Origin of the sequence: Pantoea sp. VS1, from assembly GCF_002207995.1 — a bacterium.
GTDB lineage: Bacteria > Pseudomonadota > Gammaproteobacteria > Enterobacterales > Enterobacteriaceae > Pantoea > Pantoea dispersa.
The window spans coordinates 13,895-29,439 of record NZ_NHZE01000003.1; the positions used below are offsets into that span (position 1 = coordinate 13,895).

A 15,545-nucleotide genomic window follows, 5' to 3' on the forward strand; every position below is an offset into this window, starting at 1 on the left:
CCGTAAGGTTCTAAGCGGTGCGCTTCAGTTATAAGCAAGAGGGCGTAACGCGATCGGATTAATCTGACGCACCTTATTCCCGCGCGCTTTATCAACCAAATCGCAACGAAAATTAAATCAACCTGAACCCCGGAATAATTAACTTTACTTCGCTTTTCGCCCTCCTATAATAGCCGCAACTTCACACAGGAGAATTCAGTTGGACAGTCACCCTTATCGATGGCAATACAAGGCAAGCTGACGCGCGAATTCTTTTGTCGCTGCTTGCCAACATGGCGGGCAGCAATCCTCACCTGTTTCTGATGATTGTTCCCTGATAATGACACCACAGCGGGCTGAAGCCCGTGGGAATAACATCATGCACATGATTTTAAACGCACTTTTTCCTCCGCCTCGATGCGCGCGCTGATCTTCAGCGTGCTGAGCTTCCCTGCGCGTTAAGCCGCTTCAGGCTGCTGCTGCGCGCAGCGTTATCCAGGATTATGTTATTTCACTCGTTATTCAGCGAGCGACTTTCTTCGCCCATTATTTCCGGGAGGTAATATGGAAATTCCCGACAGGTTATTTTTAATTTAATCCGGTCACGCCGTGACAATTAATGTTTTCGACTTGTGCGCCTGGCGCGCAGGGATCGTTATTGCCGTAAAAAAAAAACGAGGAGTGTCATCATGACTGACATGAAACTCAACCAGGAAAAAAAAGCCTGGAACACCGTGCGTCCGGCACGTCAGAAAACCGCACGCTATCTGATTGAAGACGAAGCCGCTTTTACCGCCGACGAAACGCTGCTGCGCCTGCGCAGCGATGCGCTGGGGCTGGTCGAACGCGAAGCGGAAGCGCGGCTGCAGATTTATGGTCGCAATCAGGTGGAGCATGATAAAGCGCCACCGGCGCTGGTGCAGCTGATTCAGGCTTTCAATAATCCGTTCATCTATGTGCTGCTGGCGCTGGCGCTGGTGAGCTTTTTCACCGACTACTGGATGCCGCTGCGCCATGGCGAGGAGACCGATCTGACCGGTGTCATCATCATTGTGACGATGGTAACGCTCAGCGGTTTGCTGCGCTTCTGGCAGGAGTTCCGCACCAACAAAGCGGCACAGGCGCTGAAATCGATGGTGCGCACCACCGCCACCGTGCTGCGCCGGGAATCAGTACAGCAGGCGCCGCAGAAACAGGAAGTGGACATCACCAGCCTGGTGCCCGGCGACATCATCTATCTCTCAGCGGGCGATCTGGTACCGGCCGATGTGCGGCTGCTCGACTCACGCGATCTGTTTATCAGCCAGGCGATTCTGACCGGCGAATCGCTGCCGGTGGAGAAATATGATGTCACCGGCCACGTGGCCAGCAAGCAGGCCAGCGCCAGCGACAAAGATGCGTCGCTGCTGGAACTGGGCAGCGTATGTCTGATGGGCACTAACGTCTCCAGCGGCAGCGCCAAAGCGGTGGTGGTGGCGACCGGCGGGGAAACTTACTTCGGCAGCCTGGCGAAATCGATTGTCGGTAACCGCTCACAAACCGCTTTCGATCGCGGCGTCAACAGCGTCAGCTGGCTGCTGATTCGTTTCATGCTGGTGATGGTGCCGGTGGTGCTGCTGATTAACGGCCTGACCAAAGGCGACTGGCTGGATGCTTCGCTGTTCGCGCTGGCGGTGGCGGTGGGACTGACGCCGGAAATGCTGCCGATGATTGTCAGCTCGAATCTGGCCAAAGGGGCGATTGCCATGTCGCGCCGAAAAGTGATCGTCAAACGCCTGAACGCGATCCAGAACCTCGGCGCCATGGACATTTTGTGTACCGACAAAACCGGCACGCTGACGCAGGACAACATTATCCTCGAGCACCATCTCGATTGTGCCGGGGTAGAGAACTCGCGCGTCCTGATGCTGAGCTGGCTCAACAGCCATTACCAGAGCGGCACGCCTAACCTGATGGACCGCGCCATCCTGCGTTACGGCAAAGGACGCATCAGCGCGGACATGAGCGACTACTACAGCAAAGTGGATGAGCTGCCGTTTGATTTTGTGCGTCGTCGCGTTTCAGTGGTGGTGCGTGACCGCCGCCTCAACCAGCAGATGCTGATCTGTAAGGGCGCAGTCGAGGAGATGCTGAGCATTGCCAGCGCCGAACGCGAAGGCAAACTGATTCAGCCGCTCAATGAAACCCGTCGTGCGGAGCTGCTGGCGCTGGCGCATCAGTACAATCAACAGGGCTTCCGCGTGCTGCTGGTGGCCAGCCGCGCGCTGGCGGAGCCGGGTCTGCAACAGGCGCTGAGCGTCGCGGATGAACAGGGGCTGACCATCGAAGGGCTGCTGACCTTCCTCGATCCGCCGAAGGAGAGTGCGGCGAAGGCGATTACCGCGCTGAACGAGAACGGCGTAACGGTCAAAGTGCTGACCGGCGATAATCCGGTAGTGACGGCGCGCATCTGTCAGCAGGTGGGCATCGACTGTGGCGAGATCCTCACCGGCGAGGCGATTGCCGCGATGAGCGATGAACAACTGGCGCAGGCCGCGGCGCGCAGCTCGGTGTTTGCCAAACTGACGCCGCTGCAGAAGTCACGCATTCTGCGTGCGCTGCAGCAGCAGGGCCATACGGTGGGTTTTCTCGGTGACGGCATCAATGATGCGCCGGCGCTGCGTGACGCCGATGTGGGGATCTCGGTCGACAGCGCGGCGGATATCGCCAAAGAGTCTTCTGACATTATCCTGCTGGAAAAGGATTTAATGGTGCTGGAAGAGGGCGTGATGAAGGGGCGCGAGACGTTCGGCAACATCATCAAGTACCTGAACATGACCGCCAGTTCCAACTTCGGCAATGTGTTCTCGGTGCTGGTGGCGAGCGCGTTCATTCCGTTCCTGCCGATGCTGGCGATTCACCTGCTGATTCAGAACCTGATGTACGATCTGTCACAGCTGGCGCTGCCGTGGGACAAAATGGATCGCGAGTTCCTGCGCAAACCACGCAAATGGGACGCGCGCAACATCAAACGCTTTATGCTGTGGATTGGGCCAACGTCGTCAATTTTTGACATCACCACCTTTGCGCTAATGTGGTATGTGTTCGCGGCGAATACCCCAGCGATGCAGTCGCTGTTCCAGTCCGGCTGGTTTGTGGAAGGGCTGCTGTCGCAGACGCTGGTGGTGCACATGCTGCGCACGCGCAAGATTCCGTTTATCCAGAGCCGCGCGGCGCTACCGGTGCTGCTGACCACCGCCTGCGTAATGATTGCCGGCATTCTGCTGCCGTTCTCGCCGCTCGGCGCAATGGTCGGCCTGGTGCCGCTGCCATGGAGCTATTTCCCGTGGCTGCTGGCCACGCTGCTCGGCTACTGCCTGGTGGCGCAGGGCATGAAAACGCTGTACATCAAGCGCTTTGGCCAGTGGTTCTGAGTGCAGGAGGCGCGATGAAGCAACGCAACCTGGATAAAACGGTGTGCCACCTGCTGATAATTATGGTGGTCATCGTCGTGCTAACGTTAGTGTTCCGGTAAGGACAACAGGGCAGGGTATCCTGCCCTTTTTCGTGGCACACCAACCAGCGAGAGACAGATGAGCCAACAACAGCGAGCATTGATTATTGGGGCGTCAAAAGGCATTGGCCTGGCCGTAGTGCAGCAACTGCTGCAGGCGGGCTGGCAGGTGACCGCCACCTACCGTTCCACGGCGGTTTCGTTTCAGCATCCGCAGCTGCAGTGGCTGGCGCTGGATATCACCGATGGCGCGCAGCGTGACGCGCTGGTCCGGCAGCTCGGCGACGCACCCTTTGATTGCATCCTGATTAACGCCGGGATTCTCGGTCCGCACGCATCGCAGCTGCGCGACGTGGACGATGCGCAGCTCAGCGAGCTGTTCTTTACCAATGCGGTGGCGCCGGTGCGCCTGGCGGAGAGCCTGCTGCCGCTGCTGCGCGATAAACAGAGCGTGCTGGGCCTGACCACGTCGCGTCTCGCCAGCCTCAACGAGAACCGTGACGCGGCGATGCCGTTCTACTCAGCCAGCAAAGCGGCGCTGAATATGCTGAGCCGCGCGCTGGCGACGCAGATGCACCAGCAGGGCAGCACGCTGCTGTCATTGCATCCGGGCTGGGTAAAAACCGACATGGGCGGAGAGGGCGCGGATATCAGCGTCACCGAGAGTGCGCAGGGCATGGTCACGCAACTGCAGCAGTTTAGCGGGCGTGGCGGCCATCATTATGTGGATTACCGCGGCCAGTTGCTGAACTGGTAATGCTTAGCCTGCTGGTTAGCGCCAGCAGGTTTTTTCTTACTCATCCGGCGAATAGTACTGCACGCCGATTTCGATACGTTCGCGACCGCTTGCTACGCGGTGGCGGTTAGTATCGCGCAGCGAATAGATGCAGCCGCAATACTCCTGCTGATAGAAGCGCTCGCGCTTGCTGATCTCAATCATGCGCGACGAACCGCCACCTTTACGCCAGTTAAACTCCCAGTACAGCATATCCGGATAGCGCGCCGCCGCGCGCACGCCGCAGTCGTTGATTTGCTGCATATTCTTCCAGCGCGAAATGCCGAGTGAACTGGTGATCACCGGGAAGCCGTGTTCATGCGCGTATAGCGCGGTGCGCTCGAAGCGCATGTCGAAACACATGGTGCAGCGCACGCCGCGCTCCGGCTCCCACTCCATGCCACGCGCGCGCTCAAACCAGTTGTCTTTGTCGTAATCGGCATCAACAAAAGGCACGCCAAACTGCTCGGCAAAGCGGATGTTCTCCTCTTTGCGCAGCTCGTACTCTTTCAGCGGATGGATGTTCGGGTTGTAGAAGAAAATGGTGTAATCGATGCCGGAGGCCAGCATCGCTTCCATCACTTCTCCCGAGCAGGGAGCGCAGCAGGAGTGTAGCAGCACTTTATTGTGGCCGTTGGGCAAGGGCAGCGGCTGGCGTTGAAATGTATCGGACATAAAGTTAATTAATGGTTAAGGGCGATGCGGCAAGTGTAGGGGCAAAGGCCGTCCGATGCAAAGCGCCGGTGGCGTTTGAGGGTGGGGGCCTGTGGTACTGCGTGGTACCCGCTCGCCGGGAATGATTAGCGGCGCAATTGATCGCGTAATACATTGCGCCGCTTGCAGGGTCAATGACCCACCTTCGCGCATCACTGCGCAAGATCAGGTCTCGTCGTGAATGGTGGTTGACGCACCGTTCTGCTGCACCGAACGGATGCCGTTTTCCGCCGCCTGTTTTGAGCTATACATCTCGCTGGTGGCGATGGTTTCGCCGTTGCTGGCTTTAAGCACAAACCAGTATTTCTGCGACAATGCTGTATCACTTTTTCTCAGTACGTAATATCCCATGTGCTTTCTCCTTGTGCCGGCACCCGATGGCCGGTTCGCTTACTATTCGCGCAGCCTGCTCATTAATCAATCACTGATTAGGAATTTGCCCGAATCCAGGAGCGGGATCGCAGCGTTTTGTATCAATTCGGTTGCTGGCAGGCACAAAAAAGGCCGCATCGCGGCCTTTTGGGGAAAATAGTTAGCGCTATTACTCAGAGACTTTCTTCTTCAGATCGCTGGCACCTTCTTTGGTTTTATTCCAGCCTTTCTGCGCGCCTTCTTTGGTGGCGTCCCAACCTTTTTCAGTACCTTCTTTGGTGCTGTTCCAGGCTTTCTGTGAGTTTTCGCTCGCTTTGCTGGTCAGGCTATCGCTTTTACCTTCGGCAGCATGTTTGGCTTTGAGCTGCTGCTCTTCACCCTGATGCTGCGCCTGATGCAGTTTCTCTTTCGCCGTATTGGCGCCCGCTTTGGCGTCAGCGACGGTTTCATCGGTTGCGTGTGTGGCGGCAAACGCCGTAGAAGTCAGAAGAATGGCGGATAACGCAATAATCGTCTTTTTCATAATATAGTCCCTCATTAAGCATCATAAGTGTTATGAGCGTAGTTAAGAGTGGCACAGAGCGCAACGCAGGGCATTAGGAATAAACTGTAAGTGAATCGTACCGTTTCTGTGGGCATTTCTGGCATAAGTGCGCAGCAGGGAGGACGCTTTCGTAAGCTTTCGTTCGTTACGGCTGACTGAGGTTAAAGCAGTCAGCGTCGTTCGGGTGATCAGATGTCACCCGCCAGGATGTACGTCCCGGCAGCGACAGACTCGAATAATTTATTGCCTTATCGGCTCACCCGACAGGACTGAACGCTCAATTGCGCGGGTTTCCCGAATATTCCGGGCTGGCGGTGAACCAAACAGCCGTGAATATTCACGGGTAAACTGCGTCACGCTCTCATATCCCACCGCATTAGCAGCAATACCGATCGCTGTCCCTTCCGTCAGCATCAGTCTCCGCGCTTCAAGCAGGCGCAGTTGTTTCTGGAATTGCAGCGGGGTGAGCGTGGTGACATGGCGGAAATGCGTATGAAACACCGAGAGGCTCATACCGGCGGCATCAGCGAGGGTTTTCATGCGCAGCGGTAGCGCATAATTAGCCCGAATGATCGCGACTGCCCGCGCAATCCGCCGGGCATGGCTGTCAGTGCTGCCGAGGGTGCGCAGCGCGCTGCCGTGTCGTCCTGACAATAGCCAGTAATGTAACTCCCGCACCAACTGGCTGCCCAGCACGGCGAGCGCGCGCGGTCTGCGGAGCATGTTCAGTAGACGCAAAGCGGCTTCTGCCACATCTTCTTCGATCTGATCAATGCTTACGGGCAAATCCGTGGCAGCCTCCAGCCCGACCATGTTTGCCATCAGTTCACTAATCACCGCCGCATCCAGTTCCACGACCAGAGAATAATAAGGGGTGTCGGCACTGGCGCTGATAACCTGACTCACGGTTGGCACGTCCATGGTGATCAGCAAGGATTCCCCCGCGCCAAAATCAAAACGATCGCTGCCCATGGTCACGCGTTTGCTGCCTTGCAGCACCATTGCGATTAGCGGTTTAGTGATCGCGAATTGCAACGCGGTAGGCGCGGTCTCGCGCAGAATGAACACCCCATCAACTGGCGTTGCAGCAACGCCCGCTCCGTTGTGGTGTTCATCAGCGTAGTGTCGTGCCGCCTGCAGCAAAGCCGCCATCCTCCCGGCAGAGTCAAATTCATTGTCTCCTGCAGGGCGTTCCTCATACGAGTGATCACGCTTTTTCATATTATCAGGCAATTAATAAAAAATTTCAGATGCGACCATTCTAGTAAATACGGCATCGAATAAAAATATAAAAATAATCAGGCAATAATTAAAAATTATTGGGCAACCCTGGAAGTTTGTCGATTGTTAGAATCACTCTCCCACTATTGAGGAGATATTTCATGACAACCCTTTCTCTTGTTACTGGCGCCAGCCGGGGTCTTGGCCGTAATACCGCACTGAGCATTGCCCGCCATGGTGGTGATGTCATCGTGACTTATCGTAATGGTAAAGAGGCGGCGGATGCCGTGGTGAATGAAATTCAGGCGCTTGGCCGTAAGGCAGTTGCGCTGCAACTGGACACCAGTAACGTATCGTCCTTCCCGGGTTTCGTCGCCGCCGTGGGCAATATCCTGAAAGGTGACTGGGGACGCGAAACGTTCGACCATCTGATCAACAACGCCGGGCATGGGGAAATGGCCGACTTTAGCGCAACCACGGAAGAGCAGTTCGACGCGTTATTTAACGTACACGTCAAAGGAGTGTTTTTTCTGACGCAGTCGCTGCTGCCGCTGCTGGTCGATGGCGGACGCATCGTCAACTTCTCTTCGGGGCTGACCCGCGTGTCGTTTCCGGGTTTCTCGGCCTACTCGGCTGCCAAGGGCGCCGTTGAAATACTCTCCGTGTATATGGCGAAAGAACTGGGCAGCCGCGGCATCACCGTGAATACCGTGGCCCCGGGAGCGATTGAGACCGACTTCCTGGGTGGCGCGGTGCGTGACATCCCCGATTACAACCAGGCGTTTGCTGGCATGACCGCGCTGGGTCGCGTGGGCCTGCCTGATGACATCGGTCCGATGATTGCCAGCCTGTTGGGCCCGGACAACCGCTGGGTCACCGGTCAGCGCATCGAAGTCTCCGGTGGGCAGTCAATTTAGTTGCCCGATGATGGATTCCGCCCGGTGCGGAATCCATCCTGTTCCCCTGATGCAATGAGAGATATTTAATGCCTAAAATGATCATTCATGCGCCAGCAGGTACCTTTGATGCGGCTGAGCGTCAACAGGTTGCCAGAGATCTGACGCAGTTAGGACTTAATTGCGAGGCGCTGCCAGACTCCCCGCTGGTTCGTAGTACGGTCTGGGCCTACTTTGCCGAATACTCTTCTGATGCCGTCTTTATGGGAGACAAACCCGCATGGTTGCCGGTTGTGTCCCTTCAGATATATGTCATCAAAGGTGGCCTGGATGAGGATGCAAAGAAGAAGTTGATTGCAGGCGCAACCGCAATTCTGGATCGTCGTCCGTCAGGCACTTCTGTCGCGCCTGTCTATGTGATGATACAGGAAATCGAAGAAGCCAACTGGGGGATATTCGGTCAGCAGGCTGATCTGGCAGCGCTTCGCGCCAGCGATGTAAATGCTCCGGCGATTTGAAGGAAATGTTTTTGATAGGGGGGGCGGGAAAGCTATCAGAGAGTGGCATGAAGGTTATAGTGAGTGTCGTTCACACTCCATGCTTAGTTTCGGTCATCTCCTGAATTAGCAGCGGGCTGGAGGAGGGATTATTCAGAGAGTGGAGGATGACGCCGCCCCGATTTCCGGCCCGCTGACGTGTGCCTGGTTTGCGAATGATTGGCTAGAGGAATAAGGCGATACGCGCGGCAGAATGCGTTACATGCGTGTTGGAGAGGCTGGAAATTCAAATTCGTTGCGGTTAAAATTCCATCACTCTTTATATTGCGGGGTGTGGTTATGGATACAACCGAACAGCTTAACGGAACCTATTTTTACGGCGGCCTTTCAAATCTTAATGCTGGCGAGCTTTTTTTCTGGATTATGGTTGATGTGACTGCCGAGCATTTCACGGGGGCGGCAGTGGCAACAGGCAACGTTGTGGCCGCAGCTGCGATCTATGCCGGGCGTAATAACGTCGCCGTGTCCGGCAAACTTGCAAACGCGACTCCCGGCACCTCGTATGCATCTATTCAGTCACGCAGGTTGCTGCAAAAATACAGACTGCCTTTCCCGCTGCCAACCATAGTTGGAAATCCGTTTAACATGAAAATTATAATGACTCAAAAATTAGGCACCTTTGTTGGCAGGACCGTGCCGGTTATTGGCTGGGCTGTAGTGGCGTCAGACGTGGGGGTTATAGGCTGGAAGTCGATGAACCGTTATAACACGATAGCCCGGGCGGAGGATAAAATCTGGTGATGGATGATACTGAAAAGGCGATATTCGCATTGGTTGAAGAATATAACGGTTACTGGTTCTGGTTGCGTAAGCGTTTTCCACTGACACATACAACGGATTTGAATAAAGATTTCAGGATGGCACCAGAAGACGCCGCTGAGCTGCTGGAAACATTCGCGGAGCGATTTTCTCTCAACCCGAAAGAAATAAATTTCGGGCGTTATTTTCCGGCAAATAACGGTAAGGCGGAAAAACCTCTCACCATTCAGCTGCTAATTGATTCTGCGCGCGCCGGTCACTGGACTGATAAATAAAAAGCACCCGTAGGCGCTCAATCCTGCCGCTGTGAGTTTGCTGCCATCTTTCAGATCGAGGTTGTAAGGCGCAAACCTTATAACCTCATCAACAAGCAGTCGTTTAACTCCTAAGCGCTTTGTAGCGGAATAAGTTTGTTGCGCACAAGCACGCTGCTGGTCTTTCAACGTCACCAAATCCGCCGGTGTTGTTCGGGATAATCCCCAGCATCTGAGGCGGTACGCGGTGCGCGGCCATCATGTCGTCCTGATGAATTCAGCAGTCATACCGCGTTCAAGAAACTTCGCCGCTATCTCATCCTGGCTATCTCTTGTCCCAGCCGATAGCTTTCTTTCCAGCCTTTATCTTCCAGCTTCTGAGCGATACCTATCAGTTCGTCCTTATGTTGAGCACTTGTTTTGCCAGTTCATATGAATGCGCCAGCACCATCTGCCTCGCCAGCGTTAGTCTGACAGCGATCTGCGAACTAAATTACTCGCGGGCAAGGTACCCGGAGTCCAGCGTCAATACCGGCTCGTCCGGATGTTCTGTCAGATATTTGCCATAAATGTACTTCTGCAGGAGAGTCAGCGCGGCCAATCACGATATTATACGCAAGGAACGCGTTATCGGTGATAGAAAACAGACGAAATTAATGGAGGATTACAGAAAATGGCTCCCCAAAAATGGGCTGAAAATGCAGTCACTGAGAGAGCACAGACGTTTGTGGCCAGCGATAAATTAGCCGTGTTCATATTAGTGTGGGTATCGCCATTAAGCGCCACAGCTCTTCTGCAAATCATCGCTTAACTCTACTGTTAAATCTGAGAGGAAAACCGAAATTATTCTTTCTTTAACAGGGGTGCGAACTATGCGCTATATAGGCTAATATCCATTGATATTCTTAGCATATTTCGTTAATAAATGTCGCTGCTTTACAGAAGAGTTTTGCTATGTCATCAGATTCTGTTTACAACTTCGGTGATCCCTTACAACCCTGGCGGGTTCCTCCCGAGGATATTGCCAGGCAGGCAACGGCCTCACTTCGCGGATACATTTATCAAATTCACGCGTCAGCCGCGGCCTGGCTGTCGTTGCGTCCTGGAGATGAGCTTTATCTGGAAGTTGCCGAAGACTTCACTGAAATCCTTCGTAACTCAGGCGCACTTGATGACATTCTGAGTGCGACACAGGCAAAAGATACGCGTGAATCGGGTGCTGTGACGTTGAACTCACCGGATGTACTAGCTGCTATTGAATCACTTTTCAGGCTTCGCGTTAACAATCCAGGGCGAGTCGTCAGGCTGGTATTTCTTACAACATCCCTTGCAGGAAAGGAGCGCAAAGATGCATTGCCTTCTGGTACCGTTGGCCTGGTCGCCTGGGGCGAAGCCGCTAAGGGTGGGGATGTCGGTGAACTTCGGGCTGCTCTGCTCAAGCGGACGTTATCTGAGGCTTTGAAGATCTTTGTCCGTGACAGCTCTGATGAACAATTCAGGAATGAGCTTGTGCGTTCGATGATTTTTGCCTGTGGAGCCCCAGACTGGCGCGAGCTGGACGCAAGTAACCGCCAGGCACTGATAGATATGCGCGATGAGTTACAGTCGACTGCAGATATGGCACATCGCGCATACAATGCCGTGTTCTGCGATGTCATTGCATGTGCCCTTGGTCCTGGCCCTCGCCGATTGAATCGCGATAATCTCAAGTCATGCTTGGAGCGAGCCACGTCCATCGCAGTGCCTTCTCGCATTGCGGTCAGTTTCCTAAGCCAACTCAGCAGAACGAAGGGGGCATTATCGGGTGAGGACCTCAGGGGGCTGGCTGAGTCATTAATTGAGGCCGGTATGCCTCCCTCAGTGGATTTGTTATTTCCGGAAGCAAAGAGGGAAGCTCGAAAGGCACTGATGCGAGTTTTCGCTGTAGAGCCAAGACTGACTGAGATGCTGGCTGATGGCGCGCCTCTCAGCACAACAATAGCAAAACTGACCGAACATACAGATAAAAAACACCTTATTCTAGGCCAGCCAGGTTCGGGTAAAACGCTCGCGCTCTGGCATGCGGCAAAGAGTCTTCTTGCGTCCAGTACGATCGTGCCTCTCTACCTTCCTGCTGGACAGGTGGCAAGCTGGGGTGAGCTGGAAGCAATGATCACCGACATTATTCCGGGAATCGATTTGCCGGGACTGTTTAATGACCCGCGAATTTGTGTTTTTGTTGATAGCTGGTCTGAATTTGCGAGCGCTTCGCAGGCGAGTGAGAAAGCACGGGCACTGCGGGCTTGGCGCAACACTCGTGTGCTTGCTACCGCCAAATTTGCTGATGTGGGTGACGGTGCATTTAAGCACTGGAGGCTGGATTTACCCATCCCAGAACACATAAAACGCGCCGTTGCCACTTCTACGCCTGGCGAAGCATTGCCTTCAGATGCGGTGCTTGACCTTTTACGGCTCCCTCTTTTGTTGGCCATACACATTCTTTCCGATGCGCGGTCGACAACAATCGGCGATCTGCTGCGTCAGTTTCATGAATACCTCATGCGAGACCTGCCCGAGAGGTTTACGGATGTACTTGCTGGCGCGGTCGCAGAGTTGTCGCTTGCAGGCACGCGCTCCTTTGGTCGCCTTACCCAGGCACTTCAGCATCGTGCTGCGAAGGCCGGTCTTGAAAATCCTGTCAGGATCCTTAAAAGTCTGGGTACACTTCAGGAACGCGCCGGTCTGACTTTACCCGTCCATGATCTTTACTGGAGCTGGCTCGCCGGTCATGGATACTTATGTGACGATGTTGCTTGTCTTACCATAAACCCTCTTCGCACTCGAGAGAGTTTCTCGCTTGCTATTCAGTCAGGTGGGGCTGCGAGGGAGAGGGATGTTAGTGCAATGGTCACAGAAGATATTGTGCTTTCAGCTTTGCTTGATGCCAGCCGGAGGGGGGAACGTCCTGCGCCTGCGCTGGTAGATAGTATAAAACTGGGCCTGGCTGATCCTCGCCTGGCGGTGCGAAATAGAGCGGCATTGGCTGCCCTCAAGGGGGGGCGTGCAGAATTTTTTCGGCAGGCTTTAGAGGTGCTCTCATCACTCAGCGTTGCGAAGTGTTATCCGCATGAGTGGGATGATGCTATCTGTCCGGATAAACTTTACATACAACGGGCTACACTGGCTGACTGGCTGGGTTCGCCTGATACGGGGTTTGTACTCAATGTGATCGCCGAGCGAGGTGGGCCGGAGTGGAGCTCATGGCTCAAGCAGGCAGCGGCTGATGGGCGGATAACGTGGGCAAGGGCGGCAGCGGTTGCGCTGGGGTGTTGTGCCAATATACCCGCATGGGTCAGCCCCCACCTTGACACCGTATTTGCATCAAAAGCCTGGTGGCTTCGTGCGGCTGCAAAACGGCGCAGCAATAAAAGCCTTGCAGAGCATATCGCCAGAGAATACGGGCGTTTAATCGATTCTGTCATCAAAAAAAACTCCAGTGCGTGGTTTGAACTCAATCGCGTTCTTACAGGTTGTGGCGATGACAGTGTGTTTCAGATATTGCTGACAAGCTTCGCTTCTCTATCACCGGAGGCGCAGGAAGTCCTCGGCTATGCCATTGTCGAAAAAGGCGCTCCCTGGATTGGCCGCTTTCAGCGAGTTGCACTCGCAGGGATTGATACCCATCACCACCAGCTTGCTGATGCTCTTTCCCCGGACATCGATGATGAAACGGCGCGACAGTGGATTGCTGCGGGTCATGAGAAGGCAGGGTGGAGGGTATTAATTGCACGTCATGGAGTGGAGGTTTTGCCTAAAATGCTGACAGAGTTGCCGCCGTCTTTCGCGGGGCTTCACGACATTCCATCACTGGCCTGTATGCGCTGGCTTCCTGAGGCTCCCATCACACTCATTGACGAACTCTGGCGGCGGTTGGGCAGTCCGATGCAGCCAAAAGCAATGCAAGATCTTCTGAACGCGATTACGCGAGTCTTCCCTCAGGGCATGGTTCACATCGTGAAGTTTATCGCTCATCAGCCTGATGCGCTTCCGGTGTTCCACTTGCGGCAGGCATTGATGCTTTATGAGGACTGGCATAAGAAAACGAACTTTGACTTTTATGTCAAAACAGAGGGCTGTGAAGGGTATCCTTTCAGAGAATGGATCCTGCGTCACAGGATGCTGAATGCAGCAGATTTTGAAACGATGAGAGAGTTGCTGCCTTTTTCCCTTGACATTGCGCCAGACATAGTGGCGGACTTTGTGTTGCGACATTTTGAACATGAGGATCGAACGGTCTCAGTCTTAAATGCCATGAATGGGCGATTGCCTTACCATGACACGCTGCTGGAACGGATGCTTGCATCACCTGTACTTGCTGCACTTATTCCGCAGGTATTCGCTGAGCGGCTTGATGAATTTCCGGTGGAAGCGTTACAAAAATGCATGGATTCTGAGTATATCGATCAGAATGGTTTGTTATTTCGATTATCATCCAAAACCACCCCTGCCCATCAGGTCGTGCATGAGAGGTGTATGACTCGCCTATTTAACGTCCCTCCCAGGCTTGAGCAGTTTCGTTATGTTGCAAGCATGCTCAGAGGGTACTCCCGGGAAGAGGTACTTAATCTGATTGATGCTGCTCCCTGTCAGCATCAGGACAGTTGGTTCTGGTTTGTACGATCTGTCGAAGCAGCAAGGGGAGAGCGTCTTATCAATGAAGACGGGTCCTTACGGCGTTATTAGCCGCTCAGATTTCACGTGACACACATGAATTTATAGCGATGCTGGAGGAAGAATCGATTTCTTTAATTTAAGCGTCCACTTATTCTAATTAGGTGGACACCTGATGACTGACTTAAAATCTTTATCACGTCAGCGTTACACGCCCAAATTTAAGTTTCGGCTGGTTCGCGTGGCGCTCAAAACCGTTGAAAAAATCGGCAGCGTTGCCGCCCTCGCGCGTGAGCACAACGTCAACGATATTCTCTTCTTTAAATGGATACGGCTCTGGAAAATGGGGGACGTGTAGCCAAAGCCCGCAGGCGAAAAGTAAAACTGGCGCCACTTCCCGCGCTCGTACCTATTCAGATAGTCCATTCGCGCCACGTTCCTCACCCTCAGCCAGACACCATTACTAACTGAGGGTTGTATCTAATACTAGGGGCAGGTCAGTTCGGATTCAATTAGTTAGCATCAGACTTCACTGGACAAATTGCAGACACAAAAAAGCCCGCAGGGTTTGCGCCTTGCGGGCTCTCAGGACTTCATCGGATGACTCTGGTAATCACCGATGGAGAATTTTGGGCTGGCGTCTCTGTAGATGCAAATATACTTTTCTGATCTTGCTAGTTTTATTAAAAACTACAATTAGGAGGTGGGCCAAAGCTAGGACCAAAGTGCAGAAATCAGGGGCTGATAACAATAGTTTTTTGACTAAATTTATCAAATTATAATTCTTTGAAAGTTGCGTGATTGAGATTTCTTCATGATTGAAAGGCTATTAATGTCCCTAAATGTGTGGGTTATAGACGCTCATGCAAGCCATTCCCTCCTCTAATGCAGTTAATATTTAATCCTAGTTTGTTTTTTTCACTGTTGATTTTTTCAGCAAAGTGTTCACTTCTAAGTTTTTCTACACGATCACGAAAAAAGCTAAAGTCATTTGGTCGATTGTCATGACTGTTATCTGAATCGTAGCCAAAAGCATAATTAATGAGTTGAGAAATTGCATGCGAGTCGTCAATTTCGTTATTGATTTTATAGTCACAAAGATATTGGAAAAAATCCAAAAATTCTCTTGCAGATAACTTTAAAAGATAACGGTCATAGAACTGAAAGGAAGTAAGCATACTAACTTCATTTAAAATCTCATTTTCATGCTCAGGAAAGTAAACCCACATATTATCTATGTTGTTTTTTATATCGATCATTGGTAGTCCTTCTTAAATAACCAATAAGTAGCTTATTTTAAAATAATGTCAACTATTGACAAGGTTAAATAT

General features: G+C 53.1%; 13 protein-coding genes and 1 pseudogene. 8 read left to right on the forward strand and 6 right to left on the reverse strand.

The genetic code is table 11. From position 1 onward, the window contains the following. The first annotated feature begins 668 nt into the window (after nucleotides 1–668). Both mgtA and CBW22_RS00600 read left to right on the forward strand, forming a co-directional pair. Nucleotides 669–3,392, forward strand: coding sequence for a magnesium-translocating P-type ATPase (mgtA, locus tag CBW22_RS00595; protein ID WP_088515752.1), 2,724 nt, complete (start codon nucleotides 669–671; stop codon nucleotides 3,390–3,392). Between the two features lie 159 nt (nucleotides 3,393–3,551). After that, nucleotides 3,552–4,229, forward strand: a complete 678-nt coding sequence (locus CBW22_RS00600) for an SDR family oxidoreductase (protein WP_058776469.1) — start codon at nucleotides 3,552–3,554, stop codon at nucleotides 4,227–4,229. Nucleotides 4,230–4,265: 36 nt separating this feature from the next. Here the strand turns inward: CBW22_RS00600 and CBW22_RS00605 are convergent, their stop codons facing one another. The 4 genes from CBW22_RS00605 to CBW22_RS00620 form a co-directional block, all read right to left on the reverse strand. Then, on the reverse strand, nucleotides 4,266–4,922 hold the full coding sequence (locus CBW22_RS00605; protein WP_031279356.1) for an epoxyqueuosine reductase QueH: 657 nt from the start codon (nucleotides 4,920–4,922) through the stop codon (nucleotides 4,266–4,268). 204 nt (nucleotides 4,923–5,126) lie between these two features. Beyond that, a complete protein-coding gene (locus CBW22_RS00610; RefSeq protein ID WP_021506487.1) occupies nucleotides 5,127–5,312 on the reverse strand; it encodes a YegP family protein in 186 nt (61 codons plus the stop codon). A 190-nt stretch (nucleotides 5,313–5,502) separates the two neighbouring features. Further along, nucleotides 5,503–5,856: a hypothetical protein gene (locus CBW22_RS00615; protein ID WP_021506488.1), complete on the reverse strand. Its 354-nt coding sequence runs from the start codon at nucleotides 5,854–5,856 to the stop codon at nucleotides 5,503–5,505. Between the two features lie 261 nt (nucleotides 5,857–6,117). After that, on the reverse strand, nucleotides 6,118–7,029 hold the full coding sequence (locus CBW22_RS00620) for an AraC family transcriptional regulator (RefSeq protein ID WP_088515753.1): 912 nt from the start codon (nucleotides 7,027–7,029) through the stop codon (nucleotides 6,118–6,120). Nucleotides 7,030–7,259: 230 nt separating this feature from the next. Between CBW22_RS00620 and CBW22_RS00625 the strand changes: the two genes are divergently transcribed. From CBW22_RS00625 to CBW22_RS00640, 4 genes are all read left to right on the forward strand, one after another. Next, entirely contained in the window at nucleotides 7,260–8,015 is a 756-nt protein-coding gene (locus tag CBW22_RS00625) for an SDR family NAD(P)-dependent oxidoreductase (protein WP_058770882.1), read from the forward strand. Between the two features lie 68 nt (nucleotides 8,016–8,083). Beyond that, on the forward strand, nucleotides 8,084–8,512 hold the full coding sequence (locus tag CBW22_RS00630; RefSeq protein ID WP_088515754.1) for a tautomerase family protein: 429 nt from the start codon (nucleotides 8,084–8,086) through the stop codon (nucleotides 8,510–8,512). Between the two features lie 318 nt (nucleotides 8,513–8,830). Further along, entirely contained in the window at nucleotides 8,831–9,292 is a 462-nt protein-coding gene (locus tag CBW22_RS00635; protein ID WP_088515755.1) for an STM2901 family protein, read from the forward strand. Continuing rightward, the gene (locus tag CBW22_RS00640) at nucleotides 9,286–9,585 is read left to right on the forward strand and encodes a DUF1493 family protein (RefSeq protein WP_088515756.1); all 300 of its coding nucleotides are present in this window, start codon (nucleotides 9,286–9,288) and stop codon (nucleotides 9,583–9,585) included. Before CBW22_RS00635 ends, CBW22_RS00640 begins: the two co-directional genes overlap by 7 nt. A 48-nt stretch (nucleotides 9,586–9,633) precedes the next feature. Here the strand turns inward: CBW22_RS00640 and CBW22_RS25870 are convergent. Continuing rightward, nucleotides 9,634–9,841: pseudogene (locus CBW22_RS25870) on the reverse strand (phage portal protein); the annotation flags it as partial. Between the two features lie 677 nt (nucleotides 9,842–10,518). Between CBW22_RS25870 and CBW22_RS00645 the strand changes: the two are divergent. Both CBW22_RS00645 and CBW22_RS00650 read left to right on the forward strand, forming a co-directional pair. After that, the gene (locus CBW22_RS00645; RefSeq protein WP_088515757.1) at nucleotides 10,519–14,286 is read left to right on the forward strand and encodes a hypothetical protein; all 3,768 of its coding nucleotides are present in this window, start codon (nucleotides 10,519–10,521) and stop codon (nucleotides 14,284–14,286) included. 103 nt (nucleotides 14,287–14,389) lie between these two features. Next, the gene (locus CBW22_RS00650; RefSeq protein WP_088515758.1) at nucleotides 14,390–14,572 is read left to right on the forward strand and encodes a transposase; all 183 of its coding nucleotides are present in this window, start codon (nucleotides 14,390–14,392) and stop codon (nucleotides 14,570–14,572) included. A gap of 493 nt (nucleotides 14,573–15,065) precedes the next feature. On the opposite strand, the gene CBW22_RS00655 is transcribed toward CBW22_RS00650, so the two are convergent. Then, nucleotides 15,066–15,473, reverse strand: a complete 408-nt coding sequence (locus CBW22_RS00655) for a hypothetical protein (protein WP_088515759.1) — start codon at nucleotides 15,471–15,473, stop codon at nucleotides 15,066–15,068. Nucleotides 15,474–15,545 lie beyond the last annotated feature (72 nt).